Origin of the sequence: Acinetobacter sp. BMW17 (assembly GCF_001592855.1) — a bacterium.
Taxonomy (GTDB): Bacteria; Pseudomonadota; Gammaproteobacteria; order Pseudomonadales; family Moraxellaceae; genus Acinetobacter; species Acinetobacter johnsonii.
This window is the reverse complement of sequence record NZ_LSOD01000046.1, coordinates 21,750-41,494: the sequence shown is the minus strand read 5'-3', so window position 1 is coordinate 41,494 and position 19,745 is coordinate 21,750. Positions and strand designations below refer to the sequence as shown.

Genomic DNA, 19,745 nt, shown 5'->3' with positions numbered 1-19,745 from the left:
TCCTGTTTTTTATTATTTCAAAAATGAAAGTTTTTAAAGTGAATTGAAGGGATTTGTATTCGGTTTGCTCGACACTTCAGTTGATTGTGCTTTCTCAACTTTTTTGGGTTTTGCCACCTGTACCGTTGTTTTCTTTGTGGTTTGTTTGGTTGAACTTGCGATTTTACGCGTGGATTTCTTAGGGGCTTTAATCACCACGGCCTTTGCATCACTCGTATCTGGTGCAGGCAATGAGTTACGAATAATATCAGACAAATCTTTGGCAGGTGGATAGGTTAAGTCTGCAGATAAATAGCGCATTTCTTCTTGACGCATATGGTTTAACGCTGTATTTGCAATTGAAACACCAGCTAAAAACCGAGTATCTGTTAATGATGTATGATTAATATTTCGCGCATTTAATTCTTCAACCAGTTGAAGTGCTTTATAACTTTTCCCGAGTTCTTGATATCGACTTGCAGCTTGAACCAATAATTTATTTTTTAGCTCATCATTTTTTTTATTTTTACTATCGCAAATCTGTACATATAAACTTAGTAAATCGTGATCAAATTCACCATTTACCAATGGGTAATCTTTAATACACTTATTTTTTAAACTAATACCCTCTTCTGCCGCTGCAAAAGCAAATGGTGTCACCGTTAACAAAACGAATGCAGGTAAAATTAAATAATATTTTTTCAAAACTTGCCTCAAATCTTTATGAATAAAAAATTAAAATTATTATCAGTAACTTCGATTTAAAATATACACACCCTAGGTAAATATTTCTGGTTATATAATGCGCTTGGATTTAACAAAAATATGGCACCCAAAGTCAAGGAAAGAAATGTTAATAAAAAGTAACTGTGTTTGCTTTTTGTAATATATCTTCTCTTTTATCTAAATTTCATTTGTGTATTATGATGGCATATATATAAAATACCCGCCAAATAGCATTTATAATGACTTGTAAAATGCTAATTTATAAATAATTTTATATTTACACTAAAAACACAGATAGCCATTGGCATATTTGTCTTGTAAAAACTTTGCTATAAAGCATGACTGAGTTACATATGAATAACCTTAAAATATTAATTAAGAAGCTATCTAATCATGCGCGTGTTGCTCTAGAGAAGTCTGCAAATAGTTGTATTAATCAACAAAATTATGAAATCGAAATTGAGCATTTTTTTCTTGAATTATTAGAACAACAAGAGCCAAATGATCTCCACTTATTAGTTGAAAAATATAAAATTTCCCATGATTTCTTAGTTAAGGATTTACAACTCAGTCTTTCCCAGTTGCCTAAAGGAAATACTCGCACCCCGATATTTGCTCAATCCATTATTCGTTTATTGGAGCAAGCGTGGTTACTTGCTTCAGCCGAACAAAATCCTATCATTCGAACAGGTCATATTTTGGTAGCACTTTTAACAGCACCAGATTTGCATCAAATGGCATTACGCGCTTCGAGCCAATTTGAACTGTTCCCGATCGATACAATGAAGCATAAATTTTTAGACCTATGCTCAAACAGTATCGAACAAGACGTTTTACAGGAAACAGCGCCAAGCGAAAGCACTGAGCCTGCACAGCATTTGGCTAAAAACAAAACGCCAGCACTTGATCAATATACAATTAACCTGACCCAAAAGGCACAAAGTGGCCTTATCGACCCTGTTATTGGTCGTGAGTTTGAAATACGTTTAATGCTCGATATCCTGATGCGTCGACGCCAAAATAATCCCATCTTAACTGGTGAGCCTGGTGTAGGAAAAACGGCTGTCGTTGAAGGTTTGGCTTTAAAAATCGTGAACAACCAAGTGCCTGATGCTTTAAAAAATGTTCAGCTGCATACGCTTGATATGGGGCTATTACAAGCAGGTGCCAGTGTAAAAGGTGAATTTGAAAATCGCTTGAAACAAGTGATTCAAGAGGTTCAGTCTGCCACTCATCCTATAATTTTATTTATTGATGAAGCTCACACTTTGATTGGCGCAGGAGGTCAGGCAGGCCAAAATGATGCTGCCAATCTATTAAAACCTGCACTGGCTCGTGGTGAGTTACGTACCATTGCAGCAACCACATGGGCTGAATATAAACAATATTTTGAAAAAGATGCGGCTCTCAGTCGACGCTTTCAAGTCGTTAAAGTTGAAGAACCGACCGAAGAGGTCGCCATCGATATGTTACGTGCCATGCTGCCAGTCATGGCCAATCATTTTAATTTAAATATTGATGATGAAGCCATCATCACAGCCGTACACTCTTCGCATCGTTATATTAGTGGCCGTCAACTCCCAGACAAAGCAATTAGCGTACTCGATACAGCTGCAGCGCGTGTAGCACTCACTCAGAATGCACAACCTGTAAAGTTAGATCAGATACTTGCTCAACAACATAATCTCAAACTTGAATATGAAATTTTAGAAAATGAGCATAAAAACTTGCCGATTCATCATGAGCGATTGCACGATCTGAAGCAAAAACTAGCGCAGCTTGAGTGTGAAATTGAGCACACTCAAACGCAGTGGCAAAAAGAAAGAGCACTAGTTGAACAGATAAAACAACGCCAACAAGATACAACTGCTCACAACGCTCAAGAAGAGATTGCTGCGCTTCGTGAAGAATTAAGCAATGTACAAGGTCAAAATCCCTTAGTGTTTGAGCGCGTTAATGCACAAATCATTAATGAAATTATTTCAGACTGGACCGGTATTCCTGTTGGCAATATGGTGAACGATGAAATAAAACAGATTCTCAGCCTAGAAAGCAAACTGGCCGAGCGTGTTATGGGGCAAGACTCTGCCCTACATCAACTGGTTCAGGGAATTAAAACATCTAAAGCAAAATTGGATGATCCCAATAAACCGCAAGGCGTATTCATGTTGGTAGGGCCAAGTGGCGTCGGTAAAACCGAAACCGCACTTGCGCTGGCGAGTGAGCTTTATGGTGGAGAATCCCACCTGATCACCATTAATATGTCTGAATATCAAGAAGCACATACCGTTTCTTCTTTAAAAGGTGCTCCACCTGGATATGTGGGATATGGTCAAGGTGGTGTGCTGACTGAAGCAGTTCGTCGCAATCCTTATAGTGTGGTTTTATTAGATGAAATTGAAAAAGCACACAACGATGTTCAAGAACTCTTTTACCAAGTTTTTGACAAAGGTACGCTTGAGGATGGTGAAGGCCGAATCATCGACTTTAAGAATACCACCATTATTTTGACCTCGAATGTAGGTTCGAATGCCATTATGCAGGCGTGTTTGAATCAACCGATTGATACATGGCCAACCGCGGAAAGCTTAGCAGAGCAGTTCAAACCAAGTTTATATAAACAATTTAAACCTGCTTTTTTAGGGCGCATGCGTATCGTTCCCTATTTCCCACTGCATGATGATTTACTGATTCAAATTATCCATCATAAAATCAAGAAAATAACCTCTCGCCTTGAGAAGCAGTACCAAACCAAAGTTCAATATTCAGAGGAATTGGTAGAACTGTTATTAAGTCGCTGCACGGAAGTCGATAGCGGTGCACGAAATGTTGATCACATTTTAAATGCCAGTATATTGCCTGCTTTAGCCACAGAAATATTGATGGCCTTGGCAGCAGATCATTTGCCTAAAGTCATTCAGATTGATGTCAAAGATGATGAAATTACGTATGTTTTAGACCCTGTCGAAAAGACCACGGCTAAAAAGAAACGACATCCTGCTAAAAATAAAGCGAATCAAGTTTAATAGAATATAGAGTGTAAAATTATGAGCTTAGAAATCGAGCCTTTATTGTCTCCTATCTCAAGCGATCAACCATGTGGACAAGACTTGTCTTTTTCCAATGAATTCCACGCTATCAAAATTGCAAAAACTCAGGATGATCCACTACTCGATCAAGGCGACTGGGTCGCTGAACCTAAGCAAGCAGACTGGCATTTCGTTGAACAAAAATCTATCGAGCTTCTCACGGGAAAATCAAAAGATTTACGCTTAATGGGCTGGTTACTTGAAGCGTGGTCAAATTTATACGGATTCGAAGGCACCGCAAAAGCCTTAGAGCTTATGCATCGAACGCTAAATGAGTATTGGACACAACTTCATCCTGAAATTGAAGAAGAAGATTTAGATCAACGTCTAGGTTTATTGCAAGGTTCCATTAATCATTTGATTCCACTGATTAAACAAGTCGCTATCGTGAATGTTCCTGCATTTTCACTCAGCGATTATGAAGCCTTACTGAGACAAAAAAATCATTTGTTGAAACAAGTAGAAAGTTATACGGAGGATGCCAATAGCTCTCAAATTTTGGAACAGTTTGAGCTGAGCTTGTTCAACACATCAAAATCATTTCAATATCAGAACTATCAACATTTTTCGGCGATTCTGGCTGAATGGTCAATTTTGAAAAGTGTGTTAGATACCTTAATGGGCTTAGATGCACCAAGCTTTGCTGCTATTGATACTCAGCTTGAAAACATCCACACCAGTTTAAAAAAGCTCTATAAAACCGATGTTTTTACCCAACCTGTAATGGCGACACAAACGTCTGAGTCTTCTGCTGCCACAACGATAACAACACAGGCACTTTCATTTACCCAGCACAAAGAACAAGAGATTGACATGAACACCGTCCATCCATCCAAAGGCTTTCAGGTTCAACCGCAAAATCACTTAGCAAACCGTGAACAAGCCATGCGGGTATTACAAGAAATTTCTGACTATTTCCAAGCCAATGAACCGCATAGTCCCGTAAGCTATATGTTACAGAAAACCATCAAGTGGAGTCAGATGCCACTACATGAATGGTTAAATCAAGTCATTAAAAACGAAAATCCACTGCATAACGTCCAAGAACTACTTGGCGTACAACAAGCAAATGAATCAAGCGACTGGTAATCTAAATGTTTAAAGCTGAAAAAATACTTTGGGGTGAAGGTCTATTTTTACGTCCTCAACATTTTCAATTACAAGATGCGTATCATGAACAACGTCTGAATCATACCATTCGTTCCACGATTCCATTTGCCTATGGCATTCAAAATATTCAATTTGATGAAGCCCAGTTACACACACATATCTTGGCACTCGAAAGTATTAGTATGATTTGGCAAGATGGTGAAATCTATCAAGCGCCGACACGTGATTTACTGCCAGAGCCAGTGTTATTAGATGAACTGAATTTACGTGGCGAAATCTTGGTTTATTTGGCTTTACCTATTGTACAAGTCAATAAGAAAAATGTGAGCGCTGAAAATAGTGCGCAGTTCGGTCGCTACCACTCTTATCTAACTTCAACCCACGATTTATTTACAGATGCTACTGCGGCAGATATCACCTTATTGCGCCGCCGTGCAGAGTTTCGCTTGTTAGAGGTCAACGCAGAACCGAATCAAGAGCTTGATGGCTTTTTGTATTTAGCTTTAGCAAAAATTAAACGTCAAAGCTCAGGCCAATTTGAATTTGATCGTCATTTTATTCCGCCTATCTTGCATATCGAATCTTCTGAAAATCTTATCTCGAGTTTGAAACGCAGCTTAAATGTCATCAAAGCGAAAATTAAGACCATTCAAAGCAATAATCGAGAAAATGAGCAAAAACTTATTGAGTTTCGCTCTGGCGACATTGTGTCATTTTGGTTGGTCAATGCACTCAACACAGCACACGCGACGTTGAATCATTTAATGCAATATCCGCATATCCATCCAGAGCGACTGTTTTTTGAATTATTACGCTTAACAGGCTCATTACTGACCTTTTCAACGGCTCATGAGGTTGATCATTTACCTCGCTATCAACACCATAATTTACAAGAAAGTTTTAGTCAGCTCGATGTCATTCTACGTGAGTTATTAGACACGATTATTTCAAACCGATATATCAGTATTCAATTGAAAGAAACGCGACCATCTTATTGGTTAGGCAGTTTAGAGTCAGATAAAATTACCCGAGATTCAAGACTTTACTTGGCTGTTTCTAGCAGTATGATGCAAAGCCACGAACTAATTCAATTGGTTCCGTTACGATTTAAAGTCGGTAATACCGTAGATGTTGAACAACGCGTCATTGCAGCACTTCCTGCAGTTCCTTTGCATCATTTAATGCAGGTTCCAACCGCTATTCCAGTGCGATCTGGTGTGAGTTACTTTGAAATTGAACCAAATAATGACTTATACCAACGCATGTTGGATGCCGAGTCGATTTGTATTTATATTCCGGCAGGTTTCCAAGATATTGCTGTTGAATTGATTGCCGTGATGAATGGCTAAGGAAATGAATCATGAATAATGCCCCTTCACTTTTTGATGATGGACAAATTGGAACTGGTTCAATTTCTCAGCCCATGACCGCCAAAGCCACCAGTACAACCAATTTGGTCGACTTACTCCATGACGGGTTTTATATTGTATTTTTATTGAAAAACAAATATATACCGAGTAGTTCGACTGAATTTCGCGAAAAAATCATTGCCCTACTCAACCGTTTTGAAAACCAAGCCCGAAAATTACAATTTTCATCCGATGACATTCAAGATGCTAAATATGCTTACTGTGCATTATTAGATGAAACCATTGTGACTCAGCAAGATGCAAAATTTTTCGAGCTCCAAAATAGTTGGTTAATCAGTCCCTTACAGCTTAGTTTATTTGGCTCACAACTTGCGGGTTATCGTTTTTTCGAAATTTTAGAAGAGTTACGCCGTAAAGGAAATAGTCGATTAGCCGCACTTGAAGTTTATCATTACTGCATGCTTCTGGGTTTTCATGGTAGATATCGTATTGAATCTATAGAAAATTTAAACCATTTGGTGGCACGTGTGGGCGATGAAATTGATTATTTGAAAGGGAAAAAGGCGGCCTTTTCCCCTTTTGCATCGCTCCCAGATCAAATTAAACACATGATTCACCGTGAGCTTCCTTTTTACTGGATTTTACTTTTTCTAATCGTATTCGCGCTCTTATCCTTTGCAGGCTTGCGTTATATGTTATCAAAGCAAAGTACGAATTCTTTGGCCACATATGAAAATGTCATTTCTACGCCAACAGAACAGGCACATATTACTATTCATTTACCCTAAGAACTAACTCCATGGCTCATGAAAAACGGACTTCAGTCAAAATTTTGACGTCTACAAAAAAGAAAAATATTTCACCTATGCTCTATGCATTTGGTGGTTTTTTGAGTGGTGTCTTATTAATGGCTACTCTTGGTTTTACTTACTTTTTTACACAACAAAAAAATGATTTAATACAGGTTAGTCAAAGTTCTAGCGTCGATGTCACTGAACCCTCAGTCGATAATGAAGCCCCGACGCGGGAACCCGAAGCTATTTTTGAAACGACTAAAGTCATCCCTTCTAAAAGTGTTCAACCTTCAAATGTAACTGAGCCGCCTTCTGATTTTCCTCAACCCAAAGAAGATGAATTAAGCAAAGCATTTCTTCGTCCAGCTGAAACAGTTGCTGCACCATCGATGAAGGGTGCTAGTCCGCAGCCCTTACCAAAAGAAAATAAGAAACAAAACTCGTCAGCGCAAAGTTCGGCCGCACCGAAAGATAAAAATCACAACAAAGTAGCCAAAGCAGAACAGGCAGTGGAAAAATCCGAAGAATCTCCCACAGGTAGTGTACAAACCAAGATTACAACTCGTACCGTCGATGCCCCAATGCCAGCTACTATCAGACTATGATTTATGCTCTTTTTTCGCTTTTTCTAATTCTGGCACTAGGGCTAGGTTTAGCACTCTCCTATGAACTTAGAGCAAAATTAGCAGGCTTTTTAGTTGGGTTAATTCCTCAAGGAAAACAAAGATTTCAATCCGCTCGTCATTTTGCACAGCATATAAATCATGCTGCTGCGCCCGAGCAATTGCAATCGCATTGGCATATTCAACAGTGGTGGATATTGGCTGCGGGTCTATTTCTATTTGCAAGCATCTTAATGTTTGCTTTTACCAGTCCAATCACACCCACTAAAATCGAAGCGGATTATTTAAGACAATCGGATCCACAAATTTATGCCTTACTTGATGGGCAAATTTTGTCCCCGCCACCAGAAATCGAAGAATCCTTAGTTGCTGAGGCCATAGTTGAAGCAAGTATGCTTGAACAAGCGGATCTTAATAATAATTCTATTCAAGCCAGTGCTTTGAATTACGACCCAAGTATTCAGGATGTACATTCAACTCATTCACATGACAATTTAGCAACGGCTGATCGTAAGTGGCACAAAATGAACCCACGCTATAAACAACGTTTACTGATGGTATTTAAAATAATGCGTGAGCAGCATGGATATGAACTCGTTTTACTGGAAGGCTATCGTAGCCCGCAGCGTCAGAATTCTTTAGCCAGCAATAAAAATACGACTTTGGCACGGGGTTATCAGAGTTATCACCAATTTGGATTGGCGGCGGATGTCGCATTTAAGCGGGATGGAAAAGTCATTATTTCTGAACGAGATCCATGGGCGATGCGTGGCTATCAGCTCTATGGTGAAGTTGCAGAATCTGTAGGTTTAACTTGGGGCGGGCGTTGGAAGTCGATCCAAGACTATGGCCATACTGAATATCGAATGCCGAATTTAAAGAAAACTGCGGAAATGGCTGAAAAGCTGACCTCTGAAGGACAACTTTCAGCTGCAAATTTGAGTTAATCAGGTTGAAGGCTGACTCAAATATTGAGTAATGATTTGCAGAACTTGCGCAGTTTTCTCTGCATGTAACCAGTGTCCAGCATCTGCAACCGTCTGAATCTGGGCTTGAGAAAACTGCGATTGGATAGCTTCTAGATATTCTGGCTTTTTTACATATGGTGAGTTTCCACCACGTATAAATAATGCAGGCTTATGCCATGTTTCTATATTTTCCCATGACAGAATTTGGGCATAGTTCTGATACAGTGCATCTACATTAAACAACCACTTCCCTTTGCTAAAAGATTTCAAGAGAAACTGAATCACCATTTCTTCTTTGATATATTCACGCATGATTTCTATGGCTTGTTGACGTGTTTCAATATCTGCTTTTTGTACTGCAATGAGCGCTTTAAAAATTTGCTCATGATGATTTTCTTTATAAGCAATAGGCGTAATATCCAATACCACCAGTTGATCTAGTCGATCTCCTGCGAGTTCGGTCACTTTCATCACCAGCTTCCCCCCCATCGAATGCCCGATCAAAGAAAAGTGCTCGATATTGAGTTCATTTAAAGTTTCAATTAGATCAGCTGCCGTGACTTTATAATTCATCACATTGGAATGTGCAGATAGTCCATGATTACGTACATCTACCTGTAATACATGGTGGCTTGAATAAAACTCCCGAGCCAACATCCCTAAATTACTTAAACTGCCAAATAAACCGTGAACAAAGACCAGTGTTTTTGCAGCTGACTGCTCATTTTGATGAAATTGATGATTTAGGATCATATGAAACTTACTTTATTTGATTTCTATAGATATTGAATTTTTAATGGGAATAAATCAAATGACTTTTTAGATTAAGTTCAATTATGCTTAGGCTATTTTGAGTGAAATACTTACTTAGGCTAAATTTAAAGGCATGATGTACATGCCTGTTTAAGATCAGATTTTAAGCAAGTGAAAAGATGCCGAATGCTTTAAGTCTTGCTACTTTTCTGTTTTAAAAATAATTCAGCGGAATTTTTAAGTAAGAAATACCATTGTCTTCTGGTTGAGGGAACTTGCCTGCAAACATATTGATTTGAATTGCGGGTAATATCAATTTTGGCATGCTTAACGTTGCATCACGGCGGTTTCGCATCTCGACAAAATCAACTTTTTCCGTTGTAGTATTGATATGAATGTTTTCATGCTTTTGCGAATAAACCGACGTTTCATATTGGTATTGATCACGACTTTCGGGTAAGTAGTCATGGCATAAAAACATCCTCGTTTGATCTGGCAATGTATACAAAGTCTTCACCGAGTCAAATAAAACCGCCGCACTCCCCTTTGGAAAATCACAACGTGCCGTCCCATAGTCAGGCATAAACAACGTGTCCCCCACGAAAACAGTATCACCAATGACATAACTGAGACACGCTGGTGTATGCCCTGGTGTCGGAATATTATAAGCTTCTATGTTGCCTATCAAAAATATCTCATGATCTGCAAAAAGATAATCAAATGACTGGGTGGCATTTAAACTCTTAATATCTAAATGATAAATCTCACCAAAAGTTTGTTGTACGATCTCAATTTTATGACTAATCGCAATTTTTCCACCTAGCTTTTGCTTTAAGTACTGTGCAGCACTTAAATGATCTGCATGAACATGTGTTTCTAAAATCCAGTCTATGCTTAGGCTATTTTCCTGAATATAAGCAATGATTAAATCAGCTTGCTCTGTTTTGGTCGTTGCCGATGCTGCATCATAATCCAACACACTATCAATCACGGCGCAGCGCTGAGTTTCTGGATCGCTCACTACATAACTAAACGTATTGGTCTGTGTATCAAAAAATGCTTTTACTTGCGCGGTTTGCTTCATGGCATTTTCTCCATTACTTTACGATGTAGCAGTACACCGACAAACATCGCAATTATAAAATAGATCGCTTGATAATAACCCAACCCAATCAAAGTAAAACTCGGCGCAGGACAAATTCCCGCAATTCCCCAGCCTATACCAAATAGCAGACTCCCCAAGATCAGTTTTCTGTCAATTTTCGTATTTTTAGGAAGTTGCATGGTTTCACCATAAAAGGTTTGTGGATGTGGCTGACGTACAGCTTTTTGAAAAGGAATAAATGCAACTGCAATCGCACCCATCATCACAAAAGCTAAACTGGCATCCCACTGCCCAAAAATATCTAAAAAGCCAATCACTTTCGCAGGATTCGACATTCCTGAAAGCATGAGACCGATTGAAAATAATCCACCCCAAATGAACGCCCAAACATTTCTCATTTTAGATTGCTCCAAGCATATGACGGACGACATACACAGTGATAAAGCCTGCGAAAATAAAACTAATCGTAGCGATGATTGAACGTTTGGATAAGCGACTGATACCACAAATACCATGCCCACTGGTACAACCAGATCCTAAGCGAGTTCCAAAGCCGACCAATACGCCCGCAATAATTAACATGAAAGGTGTAGCTTCAATATAGATCTCTGGCTGAACAAAAGCGGCATATATAAACGGAACAATGAACAGGCCCAATAAAAACCACAGTGCAGGCGTATTTATAATCCCTTTTAAGTTTAAAACTTGTGAGACCAGACCACTAATTCCCGCAATCCGCCCATTGGTATATAAATATCCAACGACGGAGATGCCGAGTAATATTCCACCTATAAAAGACCACGCAAAATCATGCATTGGTAAGCACCTTAAGACAATATACGTTTTTATAATATATTTAATTAAAAAATAATCAAGCCCCCTTTGTATCTATCGATGCTATGCACGTCTATGACCACTGTCTACGGGGTCTTTCATCTAGCTTTAGATATTTGAATGGCACTACCCGTCCGTTCTCGAAGCTTTTAGTCTTTTAGATAACACCTTAAAGCATTTCTTTTACATAGTTATTCTTCACAATAACGTAAAAAGCTTGAGTATATCCCCGAGAGATTTTGTATTCAGCTCTTTTTTAGATTAGAAATACTTAACTTATCTCGTTTTATTTCATAATAGTTTTCATTTAAAGAAACTGAATAGAGTTAGAGGTACATCTCTACATCATGATCATTATTCTCAGTTTATGAAACACATTTACGACTTTTGAATATTTTTTTATGCGGGCAGACACATGAAAAAGGATAAAATAATCTGCTCTTTTTCTGAGCAGTTTATTGGAATTCTGATAATACGCGCTCTGCAAACCATATTGGGAGCTTAGACACGGCGGCATTCATTTTTAAGGTTTCAGCTGCTTCTATTTCTGCAAGAAAAGACGCTTGTATACCGTCAGAAGAGTTATCAAACAAGTAGGCTCGATCACAGCACTCTATGGCTTGCATGAGCAGATCCATACTACGGTAGTAACGTTCAATAATTTTCTGCTCAGGAACAGGATGACCACCCACACTGACACGATACTTGACTCGGGCAATATTGATTTGTGGGTCTACTGTTGAAACATAATATAGATAGGTTTTATAGCCCTGACGTTTCGCTTCTCGGAGAAACTCAACTTTAGAGATATGTGACATGACCGTCTCAAAAGTAAAACTGACTTTTAAGCGCAGAAACTCAAGCCGGATATAGTCAATAATGCGTGCACATAGATAAGAATCAATTTCTTCGGTTTTAAACTCGATCTTCCATTCATCTAGCACAATTGGTTCATGCGCAAGTAAGGCCACGAACTGTCCCGCTTGAGGACGCTTCTTACTTTTTAGAAAAGTGACCAACTCTGAAGCTTTTAAGGAAGGATGATAATGCAATAAATCAATGCGTTGACTCTGTCTTAAGTTTTGTTCCAGTTCATCTGCATTTAAATATGCCCCAATATGTTGGGGCAAGAGGTAATCTTTAACAGTGCTTTTACCAGAACCATTCGGCCCTGCAAACATTCTTATTCTAGGTTGTCGAGGTGGCATATCAATCTATACGGTTGCGTGTTTCTTTTTACGTGTCAGTGTCGGTAAAACGCCTACATCGACATAAGCATGACTTAAGTCTTGTAAAACAGTTTCATTGCCATGAATATCGCGTTCAACCAACTGCTCTGCTTTTGCATAAACTACAGATGAACGAGTGGTTGCTTTTTGAAAAGCATCATGAAAAGCATGAATGGCAAGTTTAGGAATCATATCATCCTCATATTTGCCTACTTTAATGTCGGTATAAGCTGCCATACACCAACTCCTACTCAAACGATGGTTGATTTTTATTTATCTTAACACAATCGAGGACATTGTCTATTTATACAGCATCCTGAAACAATAAATTAGATCTTAATATCTACACTAATTTCATACTGTTTTATTGGGTTACTTTACTTTTTAATCGTTTCGTATCTTCAACTTTTAAAGTTTTAGCCGTTGGGCAGAAGGCACTTTCATTCATCCCTGCATCGGTCAGGCTTTTTTCTTGCTGATCAAGATAACGGTTGGCTACCATCAGCATCACTGAAGCGGTACTTAACTCAATATTGGCTTTAGATAGCGCAGCAATTTGATGATATGCATCCATACGCTGACAAAATGCGGTTTTCATCTCTGTTGCTGTCGCTGGATTATCTTTTGCATCTAAAACAGTTTTAGTTGAATTCACAGTTGCTGTATATTCAGCCATCTTCTGATCATACTGCGCCTGAGTTAGCTTCGTTGTTTCTGCATAACTAAGGGTTGATAGAAATGATGATAAAAATAACGAAAGGCTAAGCAACGTCCATGTTTGTTTTTTCATGTATTAAGACTCATCGCCTTCTTTCCATACGTCTTCATAGTCATCGCCATCAATCATAAAACGATAACCTTCACTTAAAGCCAAATATGGAAGTACATCAGGCAAGATATCTTGTAATTCACGTACAGTCATGGTTGTAAAAAAGTCTTGGCCCTCACCCAATTCACCACCATAAATAAACCAAGCGACATTCTCTTCAGTTTCTGGCTTTTTACGTAAACCAACAATGGGCTCTTGATTTAAAGTCTGCACAGCAACAGCAACGACATCATCACCTTTTACTTCAACATAAGCCGAGTCAAATTCTTCACACAGTAGTTTTTGTTCTGCAATCAATTCATTCAATGCAGATTGTTGTGACTTTTGTGCCATGCGATGCTGCCCCTTTTGAGCGTCAATCTATCGATAGCGCATTTTAAAACATATTTAGGTCAAAGGCTGTTTTTATTTAAACAAATAGCACACAGGTGAACACTCAATATCACTACAAATTTGGCATTTATTTTGCTTAACAGTATTACGTTTTATAAAAAAAGTAATATCGGGGCTAAGCAACTATGGGTTATGTCGCACGAGAACTCAGTCCTCAAAGCAAAGTATTGCTGGGCTTTGGATCATTTCTAATACCAATCCTCATTTGGTGTGCTGTGAGTTATTTGCCCTTTATTTGGCACCCTCAGGTACAAATCACCAACTCTGGCAGTGTCTCTTTTTTACAAATCGGTAGCCGTGTAGACAAAAGTGTGTTCTATACCGAAGCGCAAAATGCCGTCAATACAGGCACTGAACCGCCACAAGGTAATTTGGTCAATCCCATTTATTTACCAGCACCTCATCAAGTTGCGACAGCCTTAGTGACGGCATTTACCACACCACCAGCTCAAGCCGATGCACCATGGTTTCATCAAAGTCTTTGGCACAGTATCAAAATTGTATTCAGTGCTTTCTTTATTGCATCACTCGTTGGTATTCCATTGGGGATTTTATGTGGTTTTTCCAACAAAATTTCCCAGCTCACGGAACCTTTTGTTGAATTCTTTCGCTACCTACCTGCGCCTGCCTTTGGTGCACTGGCTGTTGCCATATTAGGCATTAATGATGCACCAAAGATTGCCATCATCGTAATTGGGACGCTGTTTCAGCAAATTCTGATTATTGCCAATACTACGCGTATGGTGGACCGCGGGCTGATTGAAGCGGGTTATACCCTAGGGACGAATACAGCAAAAAGTCTGTTTCACGTGGTCATTCCAGCGGCGTTACCCGATATTTACCGTGATTTACGTGTTTTGCTGGGCTGGGCTTGGACCTACTTGATTGTCTCTGAATTGATTGGCACCACCACAGGGATCACTTGGTTTATTACCCAACAAGCACGCTACCAGAACTTTGACAATGTCTATGCTGCGATTTTGATTATTGGCGTGATCGGCTTGGTCTGTGATGTGATTTTAATGAAACTCGGACAACATCTGTTTAAATGGAAAGCGGGAGCAAAATAATGATAACTACAGATATAAAAGCAACGGAGTTCAATTCTCGTCAATATTTTGATCACATTTATCAACGTCCTGTCATTTTAGAGGCCAAACAACTTAGTCAAGTTTTTCAGCATGGTAAAAACTCACGCACGATTTTAAATCAGCTCGATTTGAAAATTCATAAGCGGGAGTTTATTTGTGTGATTGGCCCATCTGGTTGTGGAAAATCGACCTTTAGTCGTGTTGTTGCGGGTCTAGACCCTTATAGCAGTGGTGAGTTGCTAGTAGATGGACAACCCATTTTAGGCCCTAGTCCAGAGCGAGGCATGGTGTTTCAAGGCTATACCTTATTTCCTTGGAAATCGGTTAAAGAAAATGTGATGTTTGGTCCACTGATGAAAGGTGCAAGTCATGCCTCAGCCGAAGCGGCTGCACGAGAGTGGATCAATATTATTGGCTTAGAGAAGTATGAAAACCAATATCCACATCAACTGTCTGGCGGGATGAAGCAACGTGTTGCGATTGCTCGTGCTTTAGTCAATGAACCGAAAATTTTACTGATGGATGAACCTTTCGGTGCGCTTGACCCGCATACCCGTCAGAAAATGCAAAAACACCTAATGGACCTATGGCAAAACATTGATATCACCATCATCTTTGTAACCCATGATATGGATGAGGCTATTTTACTGGCTGATCGTATCGTCGCGCTTAAAGCCAATCCTGGGGAAATTAAAGAAATCATTGAAGTGAATTTACCCCGTCCACGAAACACTGAACTGATGTCCAGCCCTGCCTTTAAGCAACTTCGAGAGCGAGTCGATTTCTTAGTACATACACAAGAAGAAGAACTTGATCCAGCACTGGAAGATTTACCCAAAATTCCACGTATGACCCAAGTTAGTACGCATAAATAATTCATTGATCTAGCCTGAGGGACGACCCTTAGGCTTTATGCACTGTTGGACGGCCAACACGAGGATTTTACCATGCAAGATAAATATGTCCTTCCACTGGTGGATATCAGCCTTTTAAATAGCCCAAATCTAGATGATCGTATGCAAGTTGCTCAAGCGCTTGATCAGGCTTGTAAAGAAGTTGGTTTTCTCTACCTCAAAGGTGATCAATTTCAACCTGCATTATTTGCACAGTTATGTGACATCGCAGAACACTATTTTGCCCAAGATGACGCACTCAAAATGCAAAACTATATTGGCAAATCGGTCAACCATAGTGGCTATGTACCGATAGGTGAAGAAAGGCTTTCAAGTAACAGCTACGATTTAAAAGAATCTTATGATGTAAATTATGACTATCAAGGTTCTACATTAAATTATCCCTTACTAGGCCCGACGCAATGGCCAGATGATCCTGCATTTAAACGCCATATCTCACAGTACTATCAGCACTTAAAAGCAATTGGTCATCAACTGTTTCGTTGTTTTGCGCTGGCTTTAGAGCAAAAAGAAGACTTTTTTGATGTGCATATTCAACATGCACCTAGCCAGTTACGCCTCATTCACTATCCATATAACCCTCAAGCGACAGATGCAGAAGGCATCGGGGCGCATACCGACTATGAGTGCTTTACTTTATTACTGCCGACAGCACCCGGTTTACAAGTCCTCACTAAGCAAGGTGAGTGGATTGATATTCCCTTACTTGAAAATACCTTGGTGATGAATATTGGTGACATGATGGAAATATTGTCCAATGGCAAATATTTAGCCACCAAACATCGGGTCAAAAAAGTCCAACAAGAACGCTACTCCTTCCCTTTATTTTTTTCTTGTGACTATGACTATGTCATCCAACCGATTAATACAAATGAACCACCTAAATATGCGCCACTGGCAGGTGGAGAACATTTGTTTAATCAAACGGCTCAAACCTTTCATTATTTAAAACAACGTGTAGCCAGTGGTGAGTTGGTCTTAAAGAATGCCGTTCCGCTTTATTCTTTTGGTCTGACTGAGTCAAACATGGAGTACACCCCATGAATTTATTTGAAACTTTAAGTCAATTAAAACCTATCACAGCTGCTTCAGGCAATGTACCAACCTATTTAATGGGCGCATTTCGGCGTAAGAGTATTAGCTTTTACAATGGTCTGACAGATGAAAATACGATTGTGTATTGGTTTCAGTCCAAGAGTTTCACCATTGACCTACGTCTTAAATCAGTAACAGATACACCTATCGTAGAGCGTCAAGCATGGGTCGGTTATACGCATTGGGATGCACAAAATGCATCACTGTCATGGGAGCTAAGTAGTAATTATCAGAACCATACCCAATGGCCTGAGCCTGCAACCCTGCATACCATTGGTAATTGTATTTTGGAGTTTTCACCAAGTAATGCGTATGTTGAAGACTGGCGTCAACAAGCCAGTATGGGTTTATTTTTAGGACTACGCTTAGTCAAAGCCGTACATGTTGCCACGCAGCAAGAAATTTCGCTCGATGGCGCTCTCATCATCTGCGGTGAGCATATGGCATATGCACAGTCACGTTTACCCCATATTCAACAGAATGTAGATTCATTAGGGGTTCTTTCTTATGTGGAGCAAAGTCCTTCTGACTTAAATCAAATTGAAAGCTATGAAGTATCGGTTTCAACTCAGGATCAGCTCATTCAATATTCAAGCTGCACTCAAGCGACTCAACGACAACTCATTCTAGATGGTTTTGAAGTCGTTGATGCTGAAACCCTTATACAGCGTAAATTGATCGGTGGAGAAGCGTATCAGTTGGTGTTTGTCGTGGATGTGTATGAACCTGAATACACTTTTCAAAATGTAACACCTACTACGGCGGACAGTCAGTATTGGCTGAAACAAGAACAACATCACCTCATGCATCATGCAACTGTGGTTGCGTAAGGGAGCTTTAATAAGCTATGGATTTTCTCTATTTATTGATCGCCGTGATTGCAGAAGTCCTCGCGACTTCTGCATTAAAAGCGACCAATGGTTTCACTGCACCTTTACCTGTCGTTTTAACTATTATTGGTTATGCAATTGCGCTGTTTTTCTTAGGTCTAACGTTTAGATCCATCCCTATGGGGCTAGCTTACGCACTGTGGTCAGGTGCAGGCATTATTCTTATTTCTACAGTCGGTTGGATTTACTTTAAACAGCAGCTCGACTTTGCGGCGGTTGTTGGTTTAAGTTTTATGATTATCGGCATCGTGATTATTCATATGTTTTCTAAAAGTACGCATTTATAAATACACACCTTAAAACATGCTCTTTATTTAACATTAGACCTTTCTTTGTTTTTAAACACACTCATACAAAAAAGCCCAAGTTAACTTGGGCTTTTAGTTTCTACGAAGTCCTATTTTAACTCTTCAACCAAAGCTGGATAAATTGCACCATCAACATCCATTTCTGTTTTATAAATGCCATTTTCAACGTTGAATTTGTTTACGTGGTAGCTTGAGCCATAAATCGAGTCAAAACCTGAACCTTTCTTAAAGACGGTTTTATTGGCTGCCAAATCGAGTAAGTGCGTCCCGCCAATAAATTGTTCATATTGTTTCGGATCGACGCCAACACGGTTAGACATAATTTTCACGGCGTCTTCATGTGTTGCAGGGTCATTAATATATTTGACTGTTTTATCCCACACTTGGATCATCTTTTTCCAATCTTCTTTATTGGCAGAAAGATGGCTCATATTCACGGTCAGCGTGTCATAAATTAAACCAGGCTTATCTTTAGAACTATAAATAATTTTAGACCCTGCAACAGACTTCAACGCTTGATTGGCTACAGGTTGCCAGACCGCAATTGCAGCAATATCTGGACTGGCAAAAACTTGTGGAAGCTCATTGGTCATAGAATTGACCAATTTAATGTCACTGGTCTTAATTTTTGCATCTGTCAGTGCTGTACTTAGCAATAGATGGTCAACCAAGCCTTTTTCAGTAGCAATACTTTTGCCTTTTAAATCAGCAATGCTGTTAATTCCATCTTTTGCGATAATCACGTCATTACCTGCGGAATAGTCTGTCGCCATAATCATGACACCTTGAGTGCCCCCAGAGGCTGTGACTAGATTATCTCCATTGGTCACCAGTACTGCATCTAGCTGATTGGCTGCAAAAGCAGAAAGTGATGATGAATAATCAAACCATTTAAATTCAACATTCAACCCTGCTTCTTTGAGCCAACCTTTTTCAATTGCCACTTGCCATGCAACAAAACCCGGCCAATCACTATAGCCAATCGTGATGGTTTTGGTGTCTGTGCTCTCAGATGCACTGTCTTTTGTTTCAGGAATTTTGGCAGTGTTATCACAACCTGCCAATAAAATAGTCGAAACAATAGATGCTGATAAGAACGCTTTTTTAATCATGATGCAATTTTCCCGATGCTGTAAATGTTTAAACTTGCTATGTATGGAGTGAGTCATTGAGGGCGGTGAACATGGTCACGATTTCAACGCTCTCTGTTTTTCATTTTGTGGAATCGGCGGCATCACCGCATCCATCAGCTCCAAATGCCCTTTGATCACACCTTTCAAAGCAATGAATTGCTGGCTCAGCGCTTTTAACTCTGTAGTTAAGCCTTGCAAAATCATCACTTCTAGAATTTTTTGCTCATCTAACTGAATATGCAGTGAACTGACCACTTGCTCTAAAAATTGTTGCTGTAAGTCCAGCAATTGGACCCTAAGTGGCGTGACACTGGCATCATAGAGCAAGGTAAATGTCCCCACCATCACGGCGTTACGTTGCTCCTGATCCGCAATCAAATGTTTATTGATCATGTCGACAATCGCTTGAGAACGGCTTTCATAGTGCTGATCAACAATTTTCTGATCCAATGCATCGACAGTTAATTCAGGCACAGTGATGCTGATCCGTGCCAATTTATGTTTCGGCACGT

At 39.4% G+C, this 19,745-nt stretch carries 22 protein-coding genes; 11 read left to right on the top strand and 11 right to left on the bottom strand.

Annotated features, from left to right (window positions below; all coding sequences use genetic code 11):
• Nucleotides 1-33: 33 nt before the first annotated feature.
• Nucleotides 34-684: a hypothetical protein gene (locus tag AXW61_RS14750; RefSeq protein ID WP_062034905.1), complete on the bottom strand. Its 651-nt coding sequence runs from the start codon at nucleotides 682-684 to the stop codon at nucleotides 34-36.
• Nucleotides 685-1,058: 374 nt separating this feature from the next.
• Here AXW61_RS14750 and tssH point away from each other — a divergent pair, with 374 nt between their 5' ends.
• From tssH to AXW61_RS14720, 6 genes are read left to right on the top strand one after another with little or no spacing between them, the layout of a single operon-like run.
• Nucleotides 1,059-3,731, top strand: a complete 2,673-nt coding sequence (tssH, locus tag AXW61_RS14745; RefSeq protein ID WP_062034918.1) for a type VI secretion system ATPase TssH — start codon at nucleotides 1,059-1,061, stop codon at nucleotides 3,729-3,731.
• A 21-nt stretch (nucleotides 3,732-3,752) separates the two neighbouring features.
• A complete protein-coding gene (tssA, locus tag AXW61_RS14740) occupies nucleotides 3,753-4,883 on the top strand; it encodes a type VI secretion system protein TssA (RefSeq protein ID WP_062034904.1) in 1,131 nt (376 codons plus the stop codon).
• A 5-nt stretch (nucleotides 4,884-4,888) separates the two neighbouring features.
• Nucleotides 4,889-6,253 (top strand): type VI secretion system baseplate subunit TssK, encoded by a 1,365-nt coding sequence (gene tssK / locus AXW61_RS14735; RefSeq protein ID WP_062034903.1) that lies wholly within the window; start codon nucleotides 4,889-4,891, stop codon nucleotides 6,251-6,253.
• Between the two features lie 11 nt (nucleotides 6,254-6,264).
• Nucleotides 6,265-7,062 carry a type IVB secretion system protein IcmH/DotU gene (icmH, locus tag AXW61_RS14730; protein WP_062034902.1) on the top strand — a complete coding sequence of 266 codons (798 nt, stop codon included), beginning with the start codon at nucleotides 6,265-6,267 and terminating at the stop codon, nucleotides 7,060-7,062.
• Nucleotides 7,063-7,073: 11 nt separating this feature from the next.
• Nucleotides 7,074-7,673, top strand: coding sequence for a hypothetical protein (locus AXW61_RS14725; RefSeq protein WP_062034901.1), 600 nt, complete (start codon nucleotides 7,074-7,076; stop codon nucleotides 7,671-7,673).
• A complete protein-coding gene (locus AXW61_RS14720) occupies nucleotides 7,670-8,638 on the top strand; it encodes a M15 family metallopeptidase (RefSeq protein WP_062034900.1) in 969 nt (322 codons plus the stop codon). The genes AXW61_RS14725 and AXW61_RS14720 overlap by 4 nt, the downstream gene beginning before the upstream one ends.
• Here the strand turns inward: AXW61_RS14720 and AXW61_RS14715 are convergent, their stop codons facing one another.
• From AXW61_RS14715 to AXW61_RS14680, 8 genes are all read right to left on the bottom strand, one after another.
• Entirely contained in the window at nucleotides 8,639-9,412 is a 774-nt protein-coding gene (locus tag AXW61_RS14715) for an alpha/beta fold hydrolase (RefSeq protein ID WP_062034899.1), read from the bottom strand.
• Nucleotides 9,413-9,626: 214 nt separating this feature from the next.
• Nucleotides 9,627-10,496 carry an MBL fold metallo-hydrolase gene (locus tag AXW61_RS14710; protein ID WP_062034898.1) on the bottom strand — a complete coding sequence of 290 codons (870 nt, stop codon included), beginning with the start codon at nucleotides 10,494-10,496 and terminating at the stop codon, nucleotides 9,627-9,629.
• Nucleotides 10,493-10,915 (bottom strand): YeeE/YedE family protein, encoded by a 423-nt coding sequence (locus AXW61_RS14705; RefSeq protein WP_062034897.1) that lies wholly within the window; start codon nucleotides 10,913-10,915, stop codon nucleotides 10,493-10,495. Before AXW61_RS14705 ends, AXW61_RS14710 begins: the two co-directional genes overlap by 4 nt.
• 1 nt (nucleotide 10,916) lies before the next feature.
• The gene (locus AXW61_RS14700) at nucleotides 10,917-11,333 is read right to left on the bottom strand and encodes a YeeE/YedE thiosulfate transporter family protein (RefSeq protein ID WP_058951967.1); all 417 of its coding nucleotides are present in this window, start codon (nucleotides 11,331-11,333) and stop codon (nucleotides 10,917-10,919) included.
• Between the two features lie 473 nt (nucleotides 11,334-11,806).
• Complete coding sequence (locus AXW61_RS14695; protein ID WP_081316824.1) at nucleotides 11,807-12,532, bottom strand: zeta toxin; 726 nt, start codon at nucleotides 12,530-12,532, stop codon at nucleotides 11,807-11,809.
• A gap of 33 nt (nucleotides 12,533-12,565) precedes the next feature.
• A complete protein-coding gene (locus AXW61_RS14690) occupies nucleotides 12,566-12,817 on the bottom strand; it encodes a hypothetical protein (protein WP_004693049.1) in 252 nt (83 codons plus the stop codon).
• Nucleotides 12,818-12,944: 127 nt separating this feature from the next.
• Complete coding sequence (locus AXW61_RS14685) at nucleotides 12,945-13,370, bottom strand: hypothetical protein (RefSeq protein ID WP_062034896.1); 426 nt, start codon at nucleotides 13,368-13,370, stop codon at nucleotides 12,945-12,947.
• A 3-nt stretch (nucleotides 13,371-13,373) separates the two neighbouring features.
• Nucleotides 13,374-13,742, bottom strand: coding sequence for a hypothetical protein (locus AXW61_RS14680; protein WP_004979554.1), 369 nt, complete (start codon nucleotides 13,740-13,742; stop codon nucleotides 13,374-13,376).
• Nucleotides 13,743-13,927: 185 nt separating this feature from the next.
• Between AXW61_RS14680 and AXW61_RS14675 the strand changes: the two genes are divergently transcribed.
• From AXW61_RS14675 to AXW61_RS14655, 5 genes are all read left to right on the top strand, one after another.
• The gene (locus AXW61_RS14675) at nucleotides 13,928-14,872 is read left to right on the top strand and encodes an ABC transporter permease (protein ID WP_062034895.1); all 945 of its coding nucleotides are present in this window, start codon (nucleotides 13,928-13,930) and stop codon (nucleotides 14,870-14,872) included.
• 14 nt (nucleotides 14,873-14,886) lie between these two features.
• Entirely contained in the window at nucleotides 14,887-15,768 is an 882-nt protein-coding gene (locus tag AXW61_RS14670; RefSeq protein ID WP_155858683.1) for an ABC transporter ATP-binding protein, read from the top strand.
• A 72-nt stretch (nucleotides 15,769-15,840) separates the two neighbouring features.
• Nucleotides 15,841-16,851, top strand: a complete 1,011-nt coding sequence (locus tag AXW61_RS14665) for a 2OG-Fe(II) oxygenase family protein (RefSeq protein ID WP_062034893.1) — start codon at nucleotides 15,841-15,843, stop codon at nucleotides 16,849-16,851.
• The gene (locus AXW61_RS14660; protein ID WP_062034892.1) at nucleotides 16,848-17,732 is read left to right on the top strand and encodes a hypothetical protein; all 885 of its coding nucleotides are present in this window, start codon (nucleotides 16,848-16,850) and stop codon (nucleotides 17,730-17,732) included. The genes AXW61_RS14665 and AXW61_RS14660 overlap by 4 nt, the downstream gene beginning before the upstream one ends.
• Before the next feature lie 17 nt (nucleotides 17,733-17,749).
• Nucleotides 17,750-18,079: a multidrug efflux SMR transporter gene (locus AXW61_RS14655; protein ID WP_062034891.1), complete on the top strand. Its 330-nt coding sequence runs from the start codon at nucleotides 17,750-17,752 to the stop codon at nucleotides 18,077-18,079.
• A gap of 110 nt (nucleotides 18,080-18,189) precedes the next feature.
• Here AXW61_RS14655 and AXW61_RS14650 read toward each other — a convergent pair whose 3' ends face one another.
• A complete protein-coding gene (locus tag AXW61_RS14650) occupies nucleotides 18,190-19,212 on the bottom strand; it encodes an ABC transporter substrate-binding protein (RefSeq protein ID WP_062034890.1) in 1,023 nt (340 codons plus the stop codon).
• Nucleotides 19,213-19,287: 75 nt separating this feature from the next.
• On the bottom strand, nucleotides 19,288-19,743 hold the full coding sequence (locus AXW61_RS14645; protein ID WP_062034889.1) for a transcriptional regulator: 456 nt from the start codon (nucleotides 19,741-19,743) through the stop codon (nucleotides 19,288-19,290).
• Nucleotides 19,744-19,745 lie beyond the last annotated feature (2 nt).